Origin of the sequence: Mesorhizobium sp. WSM3626, from assembly GCF_000513935.1 — a bacterium.
Lineage (GTDB): Bacteria > Pseudomonadota > Alphaproteobacteria > Rhizobiales > Rhizobiaceae > Mesorhizobium > Mesorhizobium salmacidum.
Genome location: NZ_AZUY01000038.1, coordinates 1 through 22007 on the forward strand (window position 1 = coordinate 1; position 22007 = coordinate 22007).

Below are 22007 nucleotides of genomic sequence, written 5' to 3' on the forward strand. Positions count from 1 at the left end.
CCGGCGCAGCGATCGCCGACAAGGGCTATGACGCCGACCATTTGCTTGAAAAGATCGCAGAAATAGGCGCCGACGTCGTCATCCCGCCCAAGCGCAATCGAAAACATCAGCGTCCCTACGACGCTGATCTCTACAAGGAGCGCAACATCATCGAGCGTTTCTTCAACAAACTCAAACAGTTCCGCCGCGTCGCAACACGATACGACAAGTTGCTCGCCAACTTCATGNGCTTTGTCAAACTTGCCGCTATCGCTATCTGGCTCAGGTAGTTAAATCGTCACTACGCCCTAGATCCATTCGACGCAATTCCCAAGGGAAAGCGCTACACGCTTTTCCCGGAAAAACCGCTGCACACTTTTCCTGGAATTGCTCCCGTCAGCCGACACCGACATAACGCCTGACCGCCGACGGGTCGGCGCGCAGGGTCTCGACATCGACCGTCTCGCGGTTGCGGCCGTTTTCGATGAAGCAAACCCGATCGGCGACCGACAGCACGGCGTCGACCCGCTGCTCGACCAGGATGGTGGAGACATCCATCTCGCGCAGCTTCGACACCGTCTCGCGGATCTTGGCGATCATCGACGGCATCAACCCTTCGGTCGGCTCGTCGAGCAAAAGCACCTGCGGCTCGAGGCAGAGCGCACGCGCCATGGCCAGCATCTGCTGCTCGCCGCCGGACAAGGTGCCCGAGCGCTGCCGCAGCCGCTGGCGCAGCAGCGGGAAGAGATCGAGGACGTTCTCGCGCGTCGCCTTGCCCTTGCCGCGCGCCATCAGGCCGATCTCGATGTTCTCCGCCACAGTCATCTCGGCGAACAGCCGCCTTCCCTGCGGCACGTATGCGACGCCGGCCTTCGGCACTTCATGCGCCGGCAGGCCGGTCAATTCCCGGCCGGCGAGCCTGATCGAACCGGCACTCGCCGGAACCAGGCCCATGATCGCCTTCAGCGTCGTCGTCTTGCCGGCGCCGTTGCGGCCGAACAGGCACAGCACCTCGCCCTTGTTCAGCACGAGATCGAGCCCGTAGAGCACCTGGACCTCGCCATAGAAGCAGTCCAGCCCCGAGATCACCAGTGCATCGGTCTTGCTCGTCTCCCTCATGGGGCCGTCCCCAGATAGGCGTCCTGTACCGCGGCGTTGTCGCGGATCGCTTCCGGCGTGCCCTCGGCCAGGATCCTGCCGGCGTTGAAGACGGTGATGCGGTCGGCGAGTTGCATGACGACAGGCATGTTGTGCTCGATCAGCAGCACGGTGGCGTTCTTGGCGATGTCGCGCACCAGCTCGATGAAATTATCGATCTCGCTATCGGCCAGGCCTTGCGTCGGCTCGTCGAGGATCAGCAGGCGCGGCTTCAGCGCCAGGCCCATCGCCACTTCCAGCAATCGCTGATGGCCGTAGGACAATTGCCCGGCCGGCATATGGGCGCGGCCGGCCAGCCCGGTGCGTTCGAGTGCCGACATGACGCCGGCGCGTACCGCACCCTTCGAGCGGCCGTCGCTCAGCGTGCGCTGCACCGGCAGCGCGACATTGTCATAGGCGCTGAGGTTGGCGAAGACGCTGGTGATCTGGAATGTGTAGGCGATGCCCTGGCGGACCCTGACATAGGCCGGCAGGCCGGTGATGTCGGCGCCGTCGAAGAGGATCGCCCCCGAAGAGGGCTGGATGCGGCCGCTGACCAGGCTGACGAAGGTGGTCTTGCCCGCCCCGTTGGGGCCGATGACGGCGCGGATTTCTCCGGGCATCAAAGTGAAGTCGACGTTGTCGACGGCGCGCAGGCCGCCGAAATTGCGCGACAGACCCTTGGTGGTCAAAAGCGGCGTCATGGCAACCACCCGAGCCAGCGCTGGCGGATGCTGCCGAGAATGCCCCTCGGGAAGAACAGCACAAGCAGGATCAACGCGATGCCGACGATCAGCAGATAAGCCGATGTGTAACCGCTGGTGACGTCGATGACATAGTACATGAACAGCGTGCCGACCAGCGGTCCAAGCGTTGTGGCAGCACCTCCGAGCAGGACCCACAGCAGCGGCAGGATCGAATACTGCACCGAGGCGAAGCTCGAGCCGACATAGCCGAACAGCAGCGCGTAGGCGGCGCCGGACGCCGCGCAGATCGTGCCGGAGACGACGACGGCTGCGAGCTTGTTGGAGAAGGTGTCGTAGCCCAGCATCTTCGTGCGCTCTTCGTTTTCACGGATGGCGACCAGCACGCGGCCAAAGCGTGAGCGGACGATGGCGAGCATCATCAGAAGCACGAGCGAGAACAGCGCCAGCGCGCTCATGTAGCGCACGGTCGGATTGGTGAGGTCGAGCGAGGTTCCGCCGAAAGTGAGGACACGCGCCGGCTGCGGCACGACCATGCCCTGGTCGCCCCCGGTCCAGGCCGCGAAATAAAGGATGGCGAGATAAAACACCTGGGCGAACATCATGGTGACGATCATGAAGGCGACGCCCGTGCTGCGCAGCGCCAGGAGACCGATGATCAGCGAAAGAACCGCCCCGCAGCCAAGACCCGCGGTGAATGCCGCCGGCACGCTCCAGCCGAGCTGGATGATGGCAAGGCCGGCACCATAAAGCCCGGCGCCAAAGAACATGGCATGGCCGAGGCTGAGCAGGCCGACATAGCCGAACAGCATGTTGTAGCCCATCGCGAAGACCGCCAGCACCATGATGCGGGCGAGCAGGCCGTGATAATACTCCGGCAGCAGGAAGCTCAGCACGAAGAGCAGGGCAATCGCGCCGAGGTGCAGCGCGTAGGCCTTTGCCGGCGAAGCTTCGCTCATCGCGATGCCGTCCCGAACAGGCCTTGCGGCCGGAACACCAGCACCATGGCGACCAGCAGCGTGGCGATGATCTTGGCCAGCGTCGGCGAGAAGAACATCGAGATGATGCCGTCGGACAGGCCGATCAGCACGGCGGCGACGACGGTGCCGCGCAGCGAGCCGAGTCCGCCGATGATGACCACGATGAAGGACAGCAGCAGCGGGTCCTGCCCCATCAGGTAGTGCGCCTGGCTGATCGGCACGATCAGCACCGCGGCGATCGCCGCCAGCATGGCGCCGAGCGCGAAGACGCCGCCATAGACACGGCCGACAGGGATGCCGAAGGCCTGCGCCGTCTCGCTGTCATATTGCGTGGCACGCATGATGAGACCAATTTTCGTGCGCGTCAGCACCAGCCATGTCGCGATCAACAAGAGAGCGGATGCGGCGATAACAGACAGCTTGTAGCCGGAATAGCCGAACCACGGCAAAAGGATGCGGTAGCTGAAGGGCGGCTCGACGGGTCGTGCTTCGGGACCATAGAAAGTCAGCGCCAGCTGCTGGATGATGTAGAGCATACCGATGGTGGCGACGATGGTGGCTTCCGGATTGTAATTGAGCCGGCGCAGCACCAGCCGTTCGGCAATCAGCGCGATGGCGCCGACGATCAGCGGCGCAATCACAAGCGCCGCCAGGAAGCCGAGGGCCGGGTGGCCGCCGATTGCCGTGGTGATCGCCCAGGCAAGCACGGCGCCCAGCATGAAGAACTCGCCATGGGCGACGTTGACGACACGCATGACGCCGAACACCAGCGACAAGCCAAGCGCGGTCAGCGCCAGCACGGCCGAGGTGACGAGGCCTTCGAGGGCGGCGAGGAGGAGGTGGGGGCCGAAGTGCATTGATTACACGCTCGATAGGGTGGCGCGAAGCGCCCCCTCTGTCCTGCCGGACCCGGCAGGACAGAGGGGGGGTAGGCCGAAGGGCACTGGGCTTAAAGAACCAAGCTCACAGCGCCTGCGTCGTGTAATCCCCTTCGGCTTCGTAAAGCCCGTCCTCGATCTTGGTCTTGTGGACGACCTTCAGCTTGCCGCCTTCGACCTTGGAGATGTTCTGGATGCCAAAGCACTGGTGGATCTTGCCGTTGAAGGTCTTTGGTCCTTGCGGATGCTCCGGCCCTTCGGCGAATTCCTTCAGCGCTTCGGTCGCCTCGACCAGCTTGGCGCGGTCTTCCGGTCCCTTGTAGCCGGCGTCTTCCATCGCCTTCTTGACGACGTAGAGCGTTTCCCAGCAACCGAACATGTGGGCGGCGGTGGAGACGTCCTTGGGGTCGCCGACGGCGGCGCCATTGTCGTCGATGCCGACGGCGGCGCGATAGGCTTTCTGCGCTTCGGTGTCATCCGGCTGGGCGTAGCGCGGCGAGCCTTCCCAGAAATGGCTGCCGTCGAGGAATTCAAGGCCTGGGCTGTTGATGTCGACGGCTTCGAGCGAATCGATGAAGCCGAACAGCTGCGGCCGGTTCGAACCGTAGAACTCGCCGAGCTCCTTGACGAAGGTGAGCACCGCCGGACCGACCATGACGTGGTAAATCACCTCGGTCTCGGCCGGTATCTGCGGGAAGTATTTGGTGAAGGAACTCTCCGTCGGCGGAATGGCGATTTGCGCGATCACCTCGGCGCCTTGCGCCTTCAGCGCCGGCGGCAGGTAATCGCGATGGTCGTAGCCGAAGGCGAAATCGGGGAATATCTGCGTCACCTTCTTGCCGGCATTGGCCGCGATCCACGGCGCCATCGACTTGATCTGGCTCTTCACGTCGGTGATGCCGGGCTGGAAGACGTAGCGGTTGAGCTTGGTCGAGGCGACGTGATGCCCTTCGCTGACGACGAAATAGGGCATCTTGGCTTCGCCGGCGGCCGGAGCCGAGCCGATGACGACGTGCGAGAACAGCGTGCCGAAGACGATGTCGGTCTTGTGCTGCGTGGCGAACTTGCCGACCACCTCGGCGCCGCGACCGGGATCCGTGCCGTCATCCTCGATGATCACCTCGACCTGGCGGCCGTTGATGCCGCCGGCGGCATTGATCGCCTTGATGGCGGCGGCGGTGGTCTTCTCGTACCAGCGGCCATAGGCGGCGCCGATACCGGTGCGGTGCGACTGGAAGCCAATCTTGATCGGCGCGGAGCTTTGCGCCTGGGAATAACGGACGAAACCGGGCGCCATGGCGAGGCCGGCACCAGCGGCGAGCCCCTTCAGCGCGGTGCGGCGGGTGACAGTGGTTTTGGAGAGGTCGAAAAATCCGTTCTTGTCAGTCACGTTCGTTCCCCTGTTTTTGCGTTTTGACCAACGATAGGGCGGCTCGAACATCCTCGGCAAGAGGATGCAAAATTGCATGTGTACAAACTAAATCACCAAAGGCTTGGCCTGGCAAGCGAGCTTTCCGTCAGGGCATGACCCATGGGAAATGGCTAGTCTCATCCGACCGTCGGCGTGGCAAGCAGCCAGAGACCGAAAATGGTGTAGGCGATCATCAAGACGGTGAGCGGAAACTGGCTGAGCGCGGCGCGGGCAGGCTGCGGATGCAGGCGCCAGGCAAGGCCGTGGGCGACGAGTACCGCGAGCACGTGGCCAAGGATGATGGCGCCGGCCTGGACATTCCACAGCCACCACGCGGAACCCGCGCCGGCAACGACGCCGGCTTCGACTTGCATGTCGGCGGTGCCGAACAGATTCCAGCGCAGCGCGAACGGATCGGACAGGGAGGCCAATGCATACTGGCCGTCGACCAGCAGCACCGTCAGATAGTGCGCGACATGGTAGGCGAGCGCGATCGGCACGATCGACCACACCAGCAGGCCCGCCGCCTGGGCGAGCGGCTTATCGCTGCCGCCAAGGCGCTGACCGAGGATTACCGCAACCAGGAACACTCCCGCGAGCAGCACGAATGCCAGGACAAGGCCAAGGCTGCCGCTGTCAATCACCGCCGTACGGCCTGGAAATTCGAGCGGGTTGATGCCGAACAGGCCGAGCCAGAAGAAGGTCTTCGACAGGCCGTCGAAGGAAACCGAGGACAAAGCGAGCAGCAGGAAGGCGATGCCGCTGGCGGGCAATGGCTCGGCCGTGAGCAGCCTGGCACCCGGCCAGCACAGCGCAAGACGACCTTTGTCGTCGCGCTCGACCGGCGCGAAGCGGGCAACCATCGAGAAGAAGATGCCGAGGAATTCACCGCTGCGGCTCCACTTGTCGTAGCCGAACACCCGCATGGCAATGAAGGTGAGCAGCCAATAGACGCCGGCGGCAAAGGCTAGCCGCGCCGGATCGTCGGGCGCCGGGTCGACGAGTTCGAACCAGGCAAAGGCGAAGAACAGGACGACGGCCGGCCAGCAGCCGAGCCACTGCGGAAGTTGCGCTTCATCACTTCTGCCGCGCGACAGCAGCCGCCACGGGCCGCACCAGGGGTTGAGCCACGACCACAGATCGCCGAGCAGGCCTTGCAGCAGGGTCAGGCCGGCCCATAGCAGCGTCCAGATCACCAATGGCAGCGGGTTGGAGAGGGGGTCGCGGCTGCCGAGCAAGCCGGCGGCGATGAGAATTGCAAAGCCGGCAAAGGATATCAGGCTGATGATGGCGCGGGCGCTGTCGCCGAAGGCGAATAGCGGCAGGCGGCGGCGCCAAAGGAGGCCGAGCCAATTTGCCGGCAGCAGGGCTAGCACGAGGAAGCTGACAGCCACGGCGAACGCGCCGCCGATCAGGTAGTAGCCGGTGGGGAGGAGCAGGACATGGCCACGGTCGGAGGCGTGCGCGAAGGCTGGGGAGGGTGAGGCGCAGAAGGCTGCAAGGAATACGGCCAACGGCGGACGACGGAACTCTACGGCGCCCCCCTCTGTCCTGCCGGACATCTCCCCCTCTAGGGGGGAGATTGGCGGGCCGTGCCGTCGGCGCTTTTCTTGCAACGTCGGCGATTGGCGAAAGCGGAGATAAAGTCCAATCTCCTCCCAGGAGGGGGGTGAGGAGTGGTCCGCGCAGCGGACGGGAAGCCAACTGCTTGGCTTTCCGAACGACGAACGCCCGGAGCGACAGCGGAGGGCCGGGTCCGGCAGGACAGAGGGGGGCGCGACGAAACTCGACCTATCCGGGTTTCCCATCCCCCGCGAGCCTCAACCTCAAACCTTGACCAATTGCTCCACGCGATCCTTCTGCCCAAAAATCCTCAAATACCGCTCGATCTCCTTGAGATCGCCGGTCGCCTTGGCTGGATTGTCGGAAAGCTTCACCGCCAGCCGGCCATTGGCCTCGGTGACCTTGCAGACCAGCGATATGGCGTCGAGGCTCTTGGTCTCTGTCGGCGCGCAGCCTTCGAAATCATTGGTCAAATTGGTGCCCCAGCCGAAGGACATGCGCACCTTGCCCTTGAAGTGGCGGTAGGTCTCCTCGATGGTTTCGACCTCGAGCCCGTCGGAGAAGATCAGCAGCTTCTGCCTGGGGTCCTTGCCCTTCTCGCGCCACCAGGACAGGATCTTTTCACCGCCCTCGATCGGCGGCGCGCTGTCGGGGCGAAAGCCCGTCCAGTCGGCCACCCAGTCCGGCGCGTCGCGCAGGAAGGAGGCGGTGCCGAAGGCGTCGGGCAGCACGATAAGCAGATTGCCGCCATAGTAGCGCTGCCAGTCCTGCAGCACCTTGTAGGGCGACTGCTTCAGCTCTTTTTCCGAATTGGCGAGTGCCGCGAACACCATCGGCAGTTCATGCGCGTTGGTGCCGAGCGCTTCGAGGTCGTTGTCCATGGCCAGCAGCACATTTGAGGTACCGGTGAACGCTTCGCCGATGCCTTCCTTCAGCGCCTCCACGCACCAGCGTTGCCACAGGAAGGAATGGCGCCGGCGCGTGCCGAAGTCGGAGATGCGGATGCCGGGCAGCGCCTTCAGCCGTTCGGTCTTGGCCCACATCTTGGCCTTGGCGCGGGCGTAGAGCACGTCGAGCGCGAAGGGCCCATAGGCCCGCATGGCCGCGCGAGATCGGAGTTCGTTGATGATGGCGAGCGCGGGGATTTCCCACAGCGTCGTGTACATCCAGGGGCCGGAGAACGTTAGTTCGTATTGTCCGTCGTGCTTGGAAAGCTCATAGTCGGGCAGCCGAAAACCTTCCAGCCAGGCGAGGAATTCCGGATCGAAAATCTGCTTGCGGCCGTAGAAATTGTTGCCACCCAGCCAGATCATCTCCTTCTTGGAGAAGCGCAACGTGCGGGCATGGTCGAGCTGTTCACGCAATTCGCCCTCGTCGATCTCGTCGGCGAGCCGCACCGAGGTGGTGCGGTTGATCAGGGAGAAGGTGGCGTCGACCTTGGGATACATGCCCCAGATCATCTGCAGCATCAAAAGCTTGTAGAAGTCGGTGTCGAGCAGGCTGCGCACGATCGGGTCGAGCTTCCAGGTGTGGTTGTAGACGCGCCGCGCAATATCGGTCTTGGCCATGTCTCGTTACCGCCTTCGCTGCCCTGCCACCACAATAGCGACAGGCCTCATAGCATCGAATTGACCAAAACGCTGCCCGCTTTCAGGCTGGCCCGACAAAAAGAAAGTCCTGCGTGCGGCTACGAGGATTTGCCGCCCATCACCTTGAGCGCGGGACGTTTGCGGCGGGTGACGAGGCGGCCCGCCACCGGGGCGTCGGCGCGGCCGTCATCCCCGGCCTTCTCGGCGAACAGCCAGTCCATGAACACCTGCACGATCGGCGTCGCCCGCATCTCGTTGCGGCAAACGACATAGAAGTCGTCGACCGCCGGTACCGACAGGCTGAACGGCGCGACCAGCATGCCCCTGGCGAGCAGCGCGCTTGCCGTCACCGAGTCGCCCAGCGCCACGCCATGGCCGTGCACGGCGGCTTCCGCCGTCATGCGCGCATCGCCGAGATGATGGCGCCGGCCGCGCTCGAGGTCCAGCGCGTCGGCGGCGGCCAGCCAGGTGTGCCACTCGCGGCCGTCGTCACCATGCAGCAAGACGTGGTCGGCGAGGTCGCGAACGTTACGGATCGGCCGGTTGTTGACCAGCGTCGGGCTGGCCACGGGAAACAGTTCGAGGCCCGACCATTTGCGCATCCAGCAATCGGCCCAGCTGCCATCGCCATAGTGCACGCAGACATCGATATGCGGCGCCCGGATATCCCTGGGATCGTTGGAGGGAATGAGCGTCAGCTGGATGTCGGGATATTGCGCGGTGAAGCTGCCCAGCCTCGGAGTCATCCACAAAAGCAGCACCGCCGGCACGCAGGACACCGACAGCGCGCCGCTGCTTGCCGGCCGGGTCAGCCGTTGCGTGGCGGCGGCGATGCCGTCGAACGCAACCGATACCGCAGGCAAGAGCTCGGCGCCGTGCGGGGTCAATTTGACCCGCTGGCCGACGCGTTCGAAAAGCTTGACGCCAAGCGATTGCTCCAGCGCCTTGATCTGGTGGCTGACGGCGCCATGGGTGACATTCAGTTCGCTCGCCGCCTTGGTCAACGAGGCATGGCGCGCCGTTGCCTCGAAGGCGCGCAGCGGGTTGAGAGGTGGCAAGCGCTTGGCCATGGATGCTCGGCTTCATTGTGAGATTTTCTCACAGAAAACACCCTAACAATATCAATTGCTTTTTCAAAGCGGCTGCCAGACACTTTGCCCCAAGACAACATCAAGACGTGAAATCTGCGGACAGCCAGCGGGACAACGGCCCGGCCGGATGACGGTCGGTTCGCCCGAGGTCACCGACCGGCAACACTGCATCAGCTGAGGAGGAGCGGATATGGGATACGATCGCGGCAAGCTCGACGCGCTGCGTCGCAAATATGGCGAGAGCCATGGCGGCGAGATGTTCGACCCGAAATTCCGCAAGGTCGCGGATAAGATTTTTTCCAAGAGCGGCACGCGGCTGGCGCCCTATTCCGGCATCCCGACTTTCCTCACCGCGCCCTACCGCGAAGTCGCCGCCGAGAATCCGGACTTCGGCGATCTGCAGGTGGCGATAACAGGCGTGCCGATGGATCTTGGCGTCACCAACCGGCCGGGCTCGCGCTTCGGGCCGCGCGCATTGCGGGCCATCGAGCGCATCGGCCCCTACAACCATGTGCTGGAATGCGCGCCGACGCATGAGCTCAGGGTGGCCGACATCGGCGACGTTCCGTTCCAGAGCCGCTACAGGCTGGAGACCAGCCATGAGGATATCGAGCGGCGCATCAACCAGATCGTCGACGCCGGTGTCATTCCGCTGTCGGTCGGCGGCGACCACTCGATCACGCACCCGATCCTGAAGGCGGTCGGCAAGAAGGCGCCGGTCGGGCTGATCCACATCGACGCCCATTGCGACACCAGCGGCCTGTTCGACCTGACCAAATTCCACCATGGCGGCCCGTTCCGCAACGCGGTGCTCGATGGTGTGCTCGATCCGACGCGCACCATCCAGATCGGCATCCGCGGCTCGGCCGAATATTTGTGGGAATTCACCTACGAATCCGGCATGACCGTGGTCCATGCCGAGGAGGTGACCGGGCTCGGCATTCCCGCCATCATCGAGAAGGCGCGCAGAATAGTCGGCGATGGCCCGACCTATGTGTCTTTCGACATCGACAGCGTCGACCCGGCCTTCGCGCCGGGCACGGGCACGCCGGAAGTCGGCGGGCTGACAACGCGCGAAGTGCTTGAACTGCTGCGCGGCCTCAAGGGCCTCAACATCGTCGGCGGCGACGTCGTCGAGGTGGCGCCGCAATATGACGCGACCACCAACACCGCGCATGCCGGCGCCCAGGTGCTGTTCGAGATCCTGAGCCTGATGGTGTTCAGCCCGGCAATCACAGGCAAGGGCGCCTGACGATCAAAGCCAAGGCGGCCGCCGCGCTGGAGCCGGCGGCCGACCCAAACAATCAAAAAGCTTCCAGAAGGGGAATGACAATGACAATCCGCTCGACATTCAAATCATCCATCGCCGCCGTCCTGGTCCTGGGCGCGGCAGGTTTCGGCCTTGGCACACAGGCGGCCAAGGCTGACGCGCTGGCCGATATCACCAAGGCCGGCACCATCAACGTCGGCGTCTTCGCCGATTTCCCGCCCTTCTCCTCGGCCAGCGCCGACATGAGCCTCAAGGGCTATGACATGGACGTCGCGCAGTACATCGCCGACACGCTCAAGGTGAAGCTCAATCCGATCGCCGTCACCGGCCAGAACCGCATCCCCTATTTGAACGATCACCGCGTCGACATCCTGATGAGCGTCGGCTACTCGAAGGAGCGCGAGCAGGTCATCGACTTCGCCGCCGCCTACGCGCCCTATTACATCGCGGTCATCGGCCCGGCGGCGATGTCGGTCAAAGGCAAGGAAGACCTCGCCGGCAAGTCGATCGCCGTCAATCGCGGTACGCTGGAAGATACCTCGCTCACCGAGGCAGCACCCGCATCGGCCGACATCAAGCGCTTCGACAACTACAATTCGGTGATCCAGGCCTTCATCTCCGGCCAGACCCAGCTGATGGTCGTCGGCAACGACGTCGGCGCGCAGGTGCTGGCCAAGCAGGACGTGCTCAAGCCCGAGCAGAAGTTCCAGCTTCTGACCTCGCCCTCGCATATCGGCCTCAACAAGAATGAGGACGGCCTCAAGAAGGCGGTCAACGACGCCGTCGCCAAGATGTTGGCCGACGGCAAGCTGGACGAAAGCTCGAAGACCTGGCTGAAGACGCCGCTCAACCCCGACAACCTCAAGGATTGAGTTGACGTGGCCTTCGGCTGGCTTCCAGGTGCCGTGGGCGACATCGCGCACGGCGCCGCGACGACGATCCTTTTGATCGCCGTCACCACGCTGGCGGGAACGCTGCTCAGCATCCTCGGTGCCGCCGGGCGGCGAAACGGCCCCGCGCTGCTGCGCCGGGCCATCGCCTGGTATGTCGAGGTGATGCGCAACACGCCGTTCCTTGTGCAGCTGTTCTTCATCTTCTTCGGCCTGCCGAGCCTCGGCATCAGGCTTGACCCGATCCTGGCCGCCATGCTGGCGATGACGCTCAACATGGCGGCCTACACGATCGAGATCGTCGGCGCCGGGCTCGACGCGGTGCCGCACGGGCAGACGGAAGCGGCCCTGGCGCTCGGGCTGAGGCCGCGCCAGGTGTTCATCAAGATCGTGCTGCCGCAGGCGCTCAAGATCATCTATCCCGCGCTGACCAGCCAGATCGTCATCATGATGCTGGAATCCGCCGTGGTGTCGCAGATCGCGGTGCGCGAACTGACCTATGAGGCCGACATGCTGCAGGCGCGCACTTTTCGCTCGTTCGAGACCTATTTCGTCGTGACGCTGGTCTATCTCTTGATGTCAATGGCCTTGCGGCGGCTGCTGGTGTCAGGCGGACGCAGGGCGCTCGGAGCGGGCGTGTCATGATCGAGTTCACGCTCTGGGACATCGTGCGCAACCTTCTGCTTGCCGCGCGCTGGACGGTGCTTTTGTCGCTGGCCGCCTTCGTCGGCGGCGCGCTGGTCGGAATGGCGGTGCTCTTCTTCAGGATCGCCAAGAACAAATGGAGCCGGCGCCTTGCCTCCGGCTACATCGCCCTGTTCCAGGGAACGCCGCTTCTGATGCAGCTCTTCCTGATGTTCTTCGGCCTGCCGATGCTCGGCCTGCGCATCGAGCCCTGGACCGCGGCGGTGCTCGGCCTGACCTTCTTCGCCAGCGCCTATCTCGCCGAAATCTGGCGCAGCGGTGTCGACGCGCTGCCGCTTGGTCAATGGGACGCCGGAGCCAGCCTCGGCCTGCACTATCTGCAGGAGCTCAGGCTGATCATCCTGCCGCAGGCGTTCGCGATCACACGCGCGCCGACGGTCGGCTTCCTGGTGCAGCTGATCAAATCGACCGCGCTGACCTCGATCATCGGCTTCGAGGAATTGGTGCGGACTTCGAATGCCATCAACAACGCCACCTTCGAACCATTCAAGGTCTACGGGCTGGTGGCGCTGATCTTCTTCGTCATGTGCTTCCCGCTGACGCAATATGCGCGGCGGCTGGAGAAGCGGGCGGCGGCGCACTGAGCCGAAAGCATGTTGTGTTGACCAACATCGACGCGACCGCAAGCTGGGAAGCTGTGTGCTGTTAGAGCGTAAGTAGCCATCCTAATTTTCAGCATGGCTGAAGACGACAGTTCCATTGTCCTTGCGAACTTCAACGCAAATGATCCCCTCGTCACCCCTTCGGGTCTGAAACATGGAAATTGCGTGATCTTTTGCCACCTTTTCGGCGTCAAAGATCACCTTGTCAATGATGCCCTGTCTTCCATACCAAATAACGGTGAACGCCATTCGCCGCCTCCATTCAGGGCACCATAGGCGCTCTTACCGGTACCTTCAAACGGCGTCTGTGGCCAAAAGGCGGCGCGAAACGGCCGCCTTTCCCGCAAATTCAGCCACCCATCTTCTTGGCCATCGCGCAGAAATCCGCATGCGACTTGTTGATCGTGGTGTCGCCGCAGTCTTTCAACACCGCCTTCTGTTCATCTGGCTTCATGGACATCCATGCTGTCTTGAAATCCGCTTCCGACCTGAGTGTTTTCATGCCGGCATCGGTGAAGAACGGCGACATCTTTGCCGGATCGTCGAGCGCGGAGGTGCCGCCAGCAGATCCAGCCAGCGCCGAGCCAGTCATCATTGCGAGCGCCATCGCGCCCATAGTGAGCATTTTGAAGGTCATTTTCATCTCCTCACGATTTACGTCGATCGTATGCAACGATCATCTCTCGAAACGTCATCGTGCAGGAAAGGTTGCCCGCCTGCGTCGAAAGGCGGAATTCTATTCCGGAAATGCAGTTTGGACGCAAAGGGCGCGGAGACTCAGCCTGAACCGAAGTCCTGCCGCTGCTCGTCCAGCCGCCGACGTGACCTTGAGCAGCGCGAGGCTCAGGTGCCCCGCATTGGCGGCCAGGGTCCGGAAGCCCGCCTCACCAAATGCTACCAACAACCATGCAATCCAGGCTTTTGCGCAGATAGATGCTGCCAGGCGTCGTTGTTCCCGGCGTGTCGGTCGCAGCAACAGCTCTTCCGCTTTTGAGTCCCGCCATCCCGAAAACAGACGGGTCTGCTCACGGCCCCTATTGAGACGTGCCTCGGTTCTAAGCGTCGGCTCATTGTGCCCAGCGGTCGTTTCGCGGCCGTTCTGAAGGCGCCATTTGATGCGCCTCAATGTTGGGACGAGCGACCGCCGAACCGACGGCCGTCTTGCGTTCAGTGCCCGAGCGCCAGCGATGGCGCGATGCGGTCGCGGCGCAGCCAGCGGGCCAGGAGCAGGGCCGCCACCACGGCCAGCCCCGACGACAGGCCAATCCAGATGCCGACGCCATGGAAGCCGAAATGGAACGCGAGCAGCACACCGAGCGGCAGGCCGACGCCCCAATAGCCTATCGCGGCGTAGATCATCGGCACCTTGGTGTCGTGCAGGCCGCGCAGCATGCCGGCGGCAACCGCCTGCGCGCCGTCGAAGACCTGGAACAGGGCGGCAAACACCAGGAACGACACGGCAAGCGCGATCACCCTGGCATTGGCCGGATTGCCGAGGTCGATGAAGGCGCTGATCAGGAGATGCGGCCAAAGCACCATCACCAGTCCCATCAGCGCCATGAACGAGACGCCGATGACGAAGGCGGTCCAGCCGGCGCGCGAGACGCCCTCGGGATTGCCGGCGCCATGCGCGAGCCCGACCCGCACCGTCACCGCCTGGTTGAGGCCGAGCGGGACCATGAAGGAGATCGAGGCGATCTGGATGGCGATCGCGTGCGCGGCCAGAGAATCCGCGTCGATCAGGCCCATCAGCAGGGCTGCCGCGTTGAAGATCGTCACCTCGAAGGCAAGGATGCCGGCGATCGGCAATCCGAGCCGCAGCAGGCCCTTGAAGCGCGGCCAGTCGGACCGCCAGAAACGGCCGAACAGATGGTAGCGCCGGAATTTCTTCTCCAGAATCACCACGACAGCCATGCCGACGAACATCAGCGTGCTGGACAGCGAGGTGGCAAGACCAGAGCCGGCGATGCCCATGGCCGGAACCCCGAGATTGCCGAACATGAACAGCCAGTTGAAGAAGGCGTTGCAGGCGACGGCGACGAAAACGATGATCAGCGCCCAGCCCGGCCGCTCCAGCGCCGAGATGAACGAACGCAGCACGATATAGCCGTAGAAAGGCAGCACCGCCCATTCCAGCCAGCGCAGGTAGATGCCGGCCTGATGCGCCAGCGCGGGCTCCTGGCCCATGGCCAGCAGAATGGCCTCGCCGTGCCAAAGCACGAGCCAGATCGGGATCGCGATCAGGATCGCCAGCCACAGGCCCTGACGCACGGTGCGGCGCAGATCGCGCACGGAATGGCGGCGGCGGCCAAGCTCGGTGGCGATCATCGGCGAAGTCGCCAGCATCAGGCCGAGGCCGAAGATCAGCGGCATGAAATAGAGGTTGGCGCCAAGCGCGCCGCTGGCCAGCGCGTCCGCGCCGAGGCGTCCCATCATCATGACGTCGGTGGCGGTCATCGCCGTCTGCCCGAGATTGGTCAGCACCATCGGCCAGGCCAGCGCCAGCGTCGCCCTGATTTCCCGACGCCAAAGATTTTCCGGCGCGCGAGCGCCGGCTTCGATCGCAGACATTGTCCTGCTCTTTCAGAACACGGCGCGTCGGGCCACGCCCGGAAGCCGCACAGCAACGGCACGAAATGGCGCCGTTTGCGCCGTCTATTGAACGAAATGCGACATGAAGGCAAGGGAGGAGGCGCCAGAACAGATTGAGCCAGCACCTTGCCCGGGAACCGCCGCCTCGTTCCCTTGCCGGCCAGGGACTGCTACGGATCCAACACCGGCGACCGGGGAATTGTGGGAGGCAGGATGGCGTTCAGACGCAGAAAAAACACGGCAGCGATCCCGCGCACGGCGCCTTCCTTCGAGCATATCGTCACCGAGGCGAGCGACAGTTTCCTGTGGCGGCTGGACGACTATCCCTGGGAGCGCAATGTCTGGAACTTCCACCCGGAGTACGAGATCCATCTGCTGCGGAAATCCTCCGGCGTGGTCCTCGTCGGTGACCATATCGGCGAGTTCGGGCCGGGCTACCTCACCATCGTCGGCGGCGGCCTGCCGCATGACTGGGTCACCGCGGTGCAGCCGGGCGAATTGATCGATGGCCGCGACATCGTGCTGCAATTCGATCCCGAGCGGCTGCGCGGGTCGGCTGACATGCTACCCGAACTGCGCGAACTGGAGCCGTTCCTGGAACGGTCTCTGCGCGGCATCGTCTTCCACGGCGGAACCGCGCTTGAAGGCGCCGCGCTCATGGAGCGGATGGGCACGGTGCAAGGGCTGACCCGGTTCTGCCTGTTCCTCGAACTGGTCGATCTGCTGGCCAGGACCGACGAGTATGAGCTGTTGTCATCGCCGGACTTCCAGCCGGTTCTCGACGCCGCCTCGCTCGACATCGTCCAGCGCACGCTGACCTATCTGTTCCAGCATTTCGCCGAAGATCTGAAGCTGCCTGAGGTGGCCGAGCTGGCCGGCATGAGCGAAAGCACCTTCTCGCGCTTCTTCCAGAAGAACACCGGCAACTCCTTCAGCGACCATCTTGCCAAGCTCAGGCTGTGGCAGGCGTGCAAGCTCCTGGCCGACACCGATATCCCGATCACCGACATCTGTTTCCAGGTCGGCTACATGAACATCTCCAACTTCAACCGCGCCTTCCTGCGCAAGCACAAGATGACGCCGTCATCCTATCGCAAGCTGTCGCGGCAGCGTCTGGCGATGCGCGCATAAGCGCATCCTGAATCATCGTTTGGACCAGATCGATACTCATGTGACGCGCTCCATACGGGTGCGCCGGTTTTTGCGCTGCACAATGCATAAAAGTACAGGTCAGCTGCAACGGGGCTTCTAGCGTCGCCCAACGCAACTGCCCATTTTGGCGATGGGTGGCATGTCGTTCGGGCGATGGTGAGGATCGCGTAACCCGAGGACCTGCGCTTCCTGCGACGTATTCCTGGAGGAGAAAAGATCATGAAACCAGTTCGGCTCGCGGCCAGCCTTGGCGCAGCTTTCGTGCTTTCCACTACCGTTTCAACCCTAGCCCTGGCGCAGGCGCCGGTCTGCTCGGCACCGGTCAAGGTGCTGGCGCAGCCCCGCGATGGCCTGACGCTTCTGGAGGACTCCAAGGCCGAGTTCGAGAAGCTCTCCGGCGCGAGCTTCAAGATCGATTATCTGAACGAAAACGACCGCCGCGCCAAGTCGCGCGCCGACGCGTCCACCGTCGGCAATTACAACGTCTACTATGTCGATGAAGCCAATGTGGCGCTTTTCGCCTCGTCGAAGTGGATCGTGCCGCTGGCCGATTATTATCCGGCTGACTACGACTATGCCGACTTCGATCCGGGCCGCCAGAAGGTCGCCACCTATGACGGCAAGGTCTGGTTCGCGCCGCTGACCGGCGGCGGCGACCTGATGGTCTACCGCAAGGACGTGCTGGAAGCCGCCGGCATCCAGCCGCCCAAGACGCTGGACGAGTTGATCGCCGACGTGCCGAAGCTGACCAACGCCGACAAGGGCATGTATGGCATCGCGCTGCGCGGCGCGCGCGGGTCGGGCGCCAATGTCTGGCGCTGGATGCCGTTCTTCAAGGCCTATGGCGGCAAGTGGTTCGACGGCGACAAGCCGGCCTTCAATTCGGACGCGGCCGTCAAGGCGACCGAGGCCTATCTGAAGCTTTTCAAGGATTCGGCACCCGGCACGCAGACCGGCAGCTGGGATGAATCGACCGGCGCCTTCCTGTCGGGCCAGGTCGCGATCCTCGTCGAATCGACGCCGCTTTCGGGCATGGCGGTCGACCCGAAGACCTCGCAAGTGGTCGGCAAGATCGGCTTCCTGCCTCCGCCCTCGCCGCTTCCCGGCGGCGGTTACGGCCACGGCCTCGCCATCGCGGCGAAGGCCAATGCCGACGACGCTTCGAAGAAATGCGCCGGCCTGTTCATCGCCTGGGCAACCTCGAAGGAAAATGAGAAGCGCCGGCTCGACGCCCACCAGTTTGGTGAGCTGAACCGCACCAGCATCCTGTCCAGCAAGGAGTTCGCCGACATCTACGGCGCCGATCTCGGCCAGGCGCTTGCCGAAACCGGCAAGGTCACGGCGGTGAACTTCTGGCAGGATCCGCGCTGGCCGGATCTCGGCGACCGCTGGGGCATCATCCTCGAGGAATTGATTGCCGGCACACGCTCCGACGTCAAGGGCAGCCTCAACGAACTCGAGGCCTACGCCAATGAGCTGGTGAAGAAATAGGCCCCTCCCTCTTGCGGCGCGCGGTTCGCGGCATTCCTGCGAATGCCGGGACCTGTGCGTCGCAGGAGGGCCTGCCCTGTCCCGCGCGCGGGTTCCGCCATGTCCAGATATCAGAGACACTGCAAGGCCTGAGACCAATGCCTCGACGTTCATCCCTGCCGGTCACCTTTGTCGTGCCGACACTGGTCATTCTGCTGATCCTGTCGATGGTGCCGACGCTCTACGCGATTATCATCGCCCTGCAGAACCGCGAGCTGAGCTCGGCTGCCTATTCCTGGGTCTGGTTCTCTAATTTTGTCGACCTGTTCTCCGACCGCCGCTTCCTCAACGCCGTCTGGGTGTCGGTGAAGTGGGAGGTCGTCACCGTCGTCGCAACAATGGTGGTGGCGATCGGGCTCGGCGTGCTGATGTTCGAGGTCGCCTCGCCGCGCCTGCGCAACCTCTACTGTCTGCTGTTCATCATCCCGGTGCTGCTGCCGCGCGTCTCGGCGGCCTTCGTCTGGAAGTTCGCCTATCATCCGCTCTACGGCATCGCCACCTACCCCTACCGGCTGCTGACCGGCGGGCTGATCTTCGACCCGCTGTCCAAGCCGTCGACGGCTTTGTTCGCCGTCGCTTCGGTCGATGTCTGGCAGTGGGGCCTGTTCTTCGCCGTCATCGTGCTGAAGCTCTTGGAAACCTTGCCGCCGCAACCGATCGAGGCCGCCCGGCTCGACCACGCCAAGCGCTGGCAGATCCACGCCTATGTCACCTTGCCGATGCTGAAGGCGCCGCTGATCAGCCTGATGTTCGTCAAGATGATCGAGTCGCTGCGCTCCTTCGACCTGATCTATGTGATGACCCGCGGCGGGCCGGGGGTGGCGACCGAAACGCTCGACATGTACGCCTTCTCGCAAGGCTTCATCGAATCCGGCAAGGTCTCCTATGCCTCGGCCATGGCCGTGCTGATGATGATTGCCACCGTCATCACCTTCACCATGCTGTGGAAGCGGGTGCAGGCATGAGGCTCGGCCGCATCATCGCCAAGGCGGTCCTGGCCTTCGCCGGCTTCGTCGCGGTGTTTCCGCTGCTGTGGACAGCGCTCAATTCGCTGAAGAACAGCGTGGATATCATCACCCGCGTTCCCCGCCTGGTGTTCACGCCGACGCTTGCCAACATCAGCTACATCCTCGGCCGCGACAGCGTCATTACCGGCCTCTACAATTCGGTCGTCGCTTGCGGCACAGCCGTGCTGATCGGCGTCGTGCTCGGCCTGCCCGCGGCTTACGCGGTGGCGCGTTATCCCAACCGCTGGGCCGGCGACATCCAGTTCTTCGTGCTGTCGCTACGCTTCCTGCCGCCGGTGGCGGTGGCGATCCCGCTTATGGTGATCTGGCTGCAGCTCGGTCTCTACGATACGCTGCCGGCGCTGATCGTCACCTATTCGCTGCTCACCATCTCGGTGATCATGTGGCTCGCCATTCCAGCCTTCCAAGGCGTGCCGAAGGAGATCGAGGAAGCCGCCTTCGTCGATGGCTACGGCGCCTATGCAGTGTTCTGGCGGATCGCGCTGCCGGTGGCTGCGCGCTCGCTGATCGGCGCGGTCGCCTTCAGCTTCGTGCTGGTCTGGAACGAATTCCTGATCGCGCTGATGCTGTCGAGTTCCAACGCCAAGACCTTGCCGATCGTCGCCTCCGAACTCTCCCAGCAAGGCATGAACGTGCCGTGGGGCATTCTCAACGCCTCGGTCGTGCTCCTGTCGCTGCCGCCGTTGCTGTTCCTCGGCGTGCTCAGCGGCTTCCTGAATTCTGTTTTCCGGCAAAAAAAGACTTGAAGTGAGGACTTACCCGATGCGGGCATTGGTGCTTGAGAAAAAAGGTGAATTGTCGCTGCGCGAGATCGCGTTGCCGCTCGATGTCGGACCCGACGATGTCAGGATCGCCATCCACACGGTCGGCGTCTGCGGCAGCGACGTGCATTATTACACGCACGGCGCCATCGGCAGCTATGTCGTGCGGGCGCCGATGGTGCTCGGCCACGAGGCCGCGGGCACAATCGTCGAGGTCGGCGCCAATGTCAGGAGTCTCAAGGTCGGCGACCGCGTCTGCATGGAGCCCGGCGTGCCGAACCTGTCGTCGCGCGCGACAAAGCTCGGCATCTACAATGTCGACCCCGACGTCACTTTCTGGGCGACCCCGCCGGTGCATGGCATCCTTGCTCCCTATGCGGTGCACCCGGCCGCTTTCACCTACAAGCTGCCGGACAATGTCTCCTTCGCCGAGGGCGCCATGGTCGAGCCCTTCGCCATCGGGATGCAGGCGGCTAGCCGTGCCCGCATCGTCCCGGGCGATGTCGCCGTCGTCGTCGGCTGCGGCCCGATCGGCATCATGATCGCGCTTGCCGCCCTTGCCGGCGGCAGTTCGAAAGTGCTGATTTCCGATTTTTCCGCGCCCAAGCTGAAGATCGCCGCGCAATATGCCGGCATCGTGCCGGTCAATGTCGGCGAGCAGTCGCTGGTCGATGCCGTCGCGGCAGCGACCGACAATTGGGGTGCCGACATCGTCTTCGAGGCGAGCGGCAGCCCCAAGGCTTTCGCCGATCTGTTCGACGTCGTGCGGCCAGGCGGCGCGGTGGTGCTGGTCGGGCTGCCGGTGGAGCCGGTGGCCCTCAACGTGCCGGCGGCGATCTCGAAGGAAGTCCGCATCGAGACGGTGTTCCGCTATGCCAACATCTTCGACCGCGCCCTGCAGCTCATCGCCTCCGGCAAGGTCGACCTCAAGCCGCTGATCACCGGAACCTATGATTTCGCCGACAGCATCGAGGCGTTCGAACGGGCGGCCGAAGGCAACCCGCAGGACGTCAAGCTGCAGATCCTGCTTACCGGAGAAAAGGGCTGACCAATGTCCGCGATCGTTTGCTCCCATGTCGACAAGGCCTATGGCGCCACCACGGTGATCCGCGATCTCAATCTCTCGATCGAGGAGCACGAATTCATCGTGTTCCTCGGCCCGTCCGGCTGCGGCAAGTCCACCTTGCTGAGGATGCTGGCGGGGCTGGAGGACATCAGCGGCGGCAAGGTCTCGATCGGCGGCAAGGTGGTCAACGACCTTGATCCGGGCGACCGCGGCATCGCCATGGTGTTCCAGAACTACGCGCTCTATCCGCACATGAGCATTTTCGACAACATCGCCTTCGGGCTGCGGCGCCAGAAGGTCCCGGCGCCCGAGATCCGCAAGCGGGTCGAAGCGGTGTCGAGGACGCTTGGGCTCGATCCCTATCTCGGCCGCAAGCCAGCCGAACTCTCCGGCGGCCAGCAGCAGCGCGTGGCGATCGCCCGGGCCATGATCAAGACGCCCAAGGTGTTCCTGTTCGACGAGCCGTTGTCCAATCTCGACGCCAAATTGCGCAACCATATGCGCGTCGAGATCGCGCGGCTGCACCAGTCGCTGAAGACCACCACCGTCTATGTCACGCACGACCAGCTGGAGGCGATGACGCTCGCCGACCGTATCGTGCTGCTCAAGGATGGCATCATCGAGCAGATCGGCTCGCCGGCGGAAATCTACGGGCGGCCGCGCAATATGTTCGTGGCCGGCTTCATCGGCACGCCGAACATGAACTTTGTCGATGTGACGGTCGGCCGGGCCGGGAACCGCTGGACGCTGACCGGCGCCGGAACCGTGCTTTCGATAGACGGGGCAGGCTTTCATCTCCAGCCGGGCGATCGCGCCGTGCTGGGCATCCGGCCCCCGGACCTGAAGACGGCCGGTGCCGGCGCCGCCGGCCTATTGCAAGGCACTGCCGATCTCATCGAATTCCACGGCAATGACGCGCTGGTGACATTCGGCTCCGGCGGCAAGGAGATCAGCGCACTGGTTCCGGCACGCGACTGCCCGGTACTGCATGCTCCCGTCCGCTTTACTTTCGAGGAGAATGACATTCACCTGTTCGACGCGACATCGGGCGCGTCCCTGCGCAGGCAATAGCGCAAAAG

22 protein-coding genes are annotated in these 22007 nt (G+C 63.6%); 11 read left to right on the plus strand and 11 right to left on the minus strand.

All coding sequences use genetic code 11. The annotated features are described in order from the left end of the window. Positions 1–269: IS5 family transposase (locus M653_RS0122595; protein ID WP_027145384.1), on the plus strand; the 269-nt coding region annotated here is incomplete at its 5' end. A 106-nt stretch (positions 270–375) separates the two neighbouring features. On the opposite strand, the gene M653_RS0122600 is transcribed toward M653_RS0122595, so the two are convergent. From M653_RS0122600 to gcvA, 8 genes are all read right to left on the minus strand, one after another. After that, entirely contained in the window at positions 376–1098 is a 723-nt protein-coding gene (locus tag M653_RS0122600) for an ABC transporter ATP-binding protein (protein ID WP_027145385.1), read from the minus strand. Continuing rightward, entirely contained in the window at positions 1095–1820 is a 726-nt protein-coding gene (locus M653_RS0122605; RefSeq protein WP_027145386.1) for an ABC transporter ATP-binding protein, read from the minus strand. Before M653_RS0122605 ends, M653_RS0122600 begins: the two co-directional genes overlap by 4 nt. Next, positions 1817–2779, minus strand: coding sequence for a branched-chain amino acid ABC transporter permease (locus M653_RS0122610; protein ID WP_027145387.1), 963 nt, complete (start codon positions 2777–2779; stop codon positions 1817–1819). Before M653_RS0122610 ends, M653_RS0122605 begins: the two co-directional genes overlap by 4 nt. Then, positions 2776–3657: a branched-chain amino acid ABC transporter permease gene (locus M653_RS0122615; RefSeq protein ID WP_027145388.1), complete on the minus strand. Its 882-nt coding sequence runs from the start codon at positions 3655–3657 to the stop codon at positions 2776–2778. Before M653_RS0122615 ends, M653_RS0122610 begins: the two co-directional genes overlap by 4 nt. A 106-nt stretch (positions 3658–3763) precedes the next feature. Next, complete coding sequence (locus M653_RS0122620) at positions 3764–5068, minus strand: ABC transporter substrate-binding protein (protein ID WP_027145389.1); 1305 nt, start codon at positions 5066–5068, stop codon at positions 3764–3766. A 158-nt stretch (positions 5069–5226) separates the two neighbouring features. After that, a complete protein-coding gene (locus M653_RS0122625) occupies positions 5227–6651 on the minus strand; it encodes a hypothetical protein (protein ID WP_027145390.1) in 1425 nt (474 codons plus the stop codon). A 264-nt stretch (positions 6652–6915) separates the two neighbouring features. After that, entirely contained in the window at positions 6916–8220 is a 1305-nt protein-coding gene (pncB, locus tag M653_RS0122630; RefSeq protein ID WP_027145391.1) for a nicotinate phosphoribosyltransferase, read from the minus strand. Positions 8221–8339: 119 nt separating this feature from the next. Further along, positions 8340–9311 (minus strand): transcriptional regulator GcvA, encoded by a 972-nt coding sequence (gene gcvA, locus M653_RS0122635; protein WP_027145392.1) that lies wholly within the window; start codon positions 9309–9311, stop codon positions 8340–8342. Between the two features lie 211 nt (positions 9312–9522). On the opposite strand from gcvA, the gene speB reads away from it, so the two are divergent. The 4 genes from speB to M653_RS0122655 all read left to right on the plus strand — a co-directional run bounded on the left by speB (position 9523) and on the right by M653_RS0122655 (position 12781). Beyond that, positions 9523–10584 carry an agmatinase gene (gene speB / locus M653_RS0122640; protein ID WP_027145393.1) on the plus strand — a complete coding sequence of 354 codons (1062 nt, stop codon included), beginning with the start codon at positions 9523–9525 and terminating at the stop codon, positions 10582–10584. A gap of 80 nt (positions 10585–10664) precedes the next feature. Further along, positions 10665–11474: a transporter substrate-binding domain-containing protein gene (locus M653_RS0122645; protein ID WP_027145394.1), complete on the plus strand. Its 810-nt coding sequence runs from the start codon at positions 10665–10667 to the stop codon at positions 11472–11474. Between the two features lie 6 nt (positions 11475–11480). After that, a complete protein-coding gene (locus M653_RS0122650; RefSeq protein WP_027145395.1) occupies positions 11481–12137 on the plus strand; it encodes an amino acid ABC transporter permease in 657 nt (218 codons plus the stop codon). Then, complete coding sequence (locus M653_RS0122655; protein WP_027145396.1) at positions 12134–12781, plus strand: amino acid ABC transporter permease; 648 nt, start codon at positions 12134–12136, stop codon at positions 12779–12781. The genes M653_RS0122650 and M653_RS0122655 overlap by 4 nt, the downstream gene beginning before the upstream one ends. A gap of 81 nt (positions 12782–12862) precedes the next feature. Here the strand turns inward: M653_RS0122655 and M653_RS0122660 are convergent, their stop codons facing one another. From M653_RS0122660 to M653_RS0122670, 3 genes are all read right to left on the minus strand, one after another. Further along, positions 12863–13048 carry a hypothetical protein gene (locus M653_RS0122660; protein WP_023781604.1) on the minus strand — a complete coding sequence of 62 codons (186 nt, stop codon included), beginning with the start codon at positions 13046–13048 and terminating at the stop codon, positions 12863–12865. Between the two features lie 100 nt (positions 13049–13148). Next, positions 13149–13436, minus strand: a complete 288-nt coding sequence (locus M653_RS0122665) for a hypothetical protein (RefSeq protein WP_027145397.1) — start codon at positions 13434–13436, stop codon at positions 13149–13151. A gap of 530 nt (positions 13437–13966) precedes the next feature. Then, entirely contained in the window at positions 13967–15370 is a 1404-nt protein-coding gene (locus tag M653_RS0122670; protein ID WP_027145398.1) for an MATE family efflux transporter, read from the minus strand. Positions 15371–15604: 234 nt separating this feature from the next. On the opposite strand from M653_RS0122670, the gene M653_RS0122675 reads away from it, so the two are divergent. The 6 genes from M653_RS0122675 (at position 15605) to ugpC (ending at position 21999) form a co-directional block, all read left to right on the plus strand. Further along, on the plus strand, positions 15605–16522 hold the full coding sequence (locus M653_RS0122675; protein WP_032935832.1) for an AraC family transcriptional regulator: 918 nt from the start codon (positions 15605–15607) through the stop codon (positions 16520–16522). Positions 16523–16762: 240 nt separating this feature from the next. Continuing rightward, entirely contained in the window at positions 16763–18034 is a 1272-nt protein-coding gene (locus M653_RS0122680) for an extracellular solute-binding protein (protein ID WP_027145400.1), read from the plus strand. 137 nt (positions 18035–18171) lie between these two features. Beyond that, the gene (locus M653_RS0122685; RefSeq protein ID WP_027145401.1) at positions 18172–19038 is read left to right on the plus strand and encodes a sugar ABC transporter permease; all 867 of its coding nucleotides are present in this window, start codon (positions 18172–18174) and stop codon (positions 19036–19038) included. Further along, on the plus strand, positions 19035–19847 hold the full coding sequence (locus M653_RS0122690) for a carbohydrate ABC transporter permease (protein ID WP_027145402.1): 813 nt from the start codon (positions 19035–19037) through the stop codon (positions 19845–19847). The genes M653_RS0122685 and M653_RS0122690 overlap by 4 nt, the downstream gene beginning before the upstream one ends. Positions 19848–19863: 16 nt before the next feature. Further along, a complete protein-coding gene (locus tag M653_RS0122695) occupies positions 19864–20910 on the plus strand; it encodes an NAD(P)-dependent alcohol dehydrogenase (protein ID WP_027145403.1) in 1047 nt (348 codons plus the stop codon). A 3-nt stretch (positions 20911–20913) separates the two neighbouring features. After that, on the plus strand, positions 20914–21999 hold the full coding sequence (ugpC, locus tag M653_RS0122700) for a sn-glycerol-3-phosphate ABC transporter ATP-binding protein UgpC (RefSeq protein WP_027145404.1): 1086 nt from the start codon (positions 20914–20916) through the stop codon (positions 21997–21999). The last annotated feature ends 8 nt before the right edge of the window (positions 22000–22007 follow it).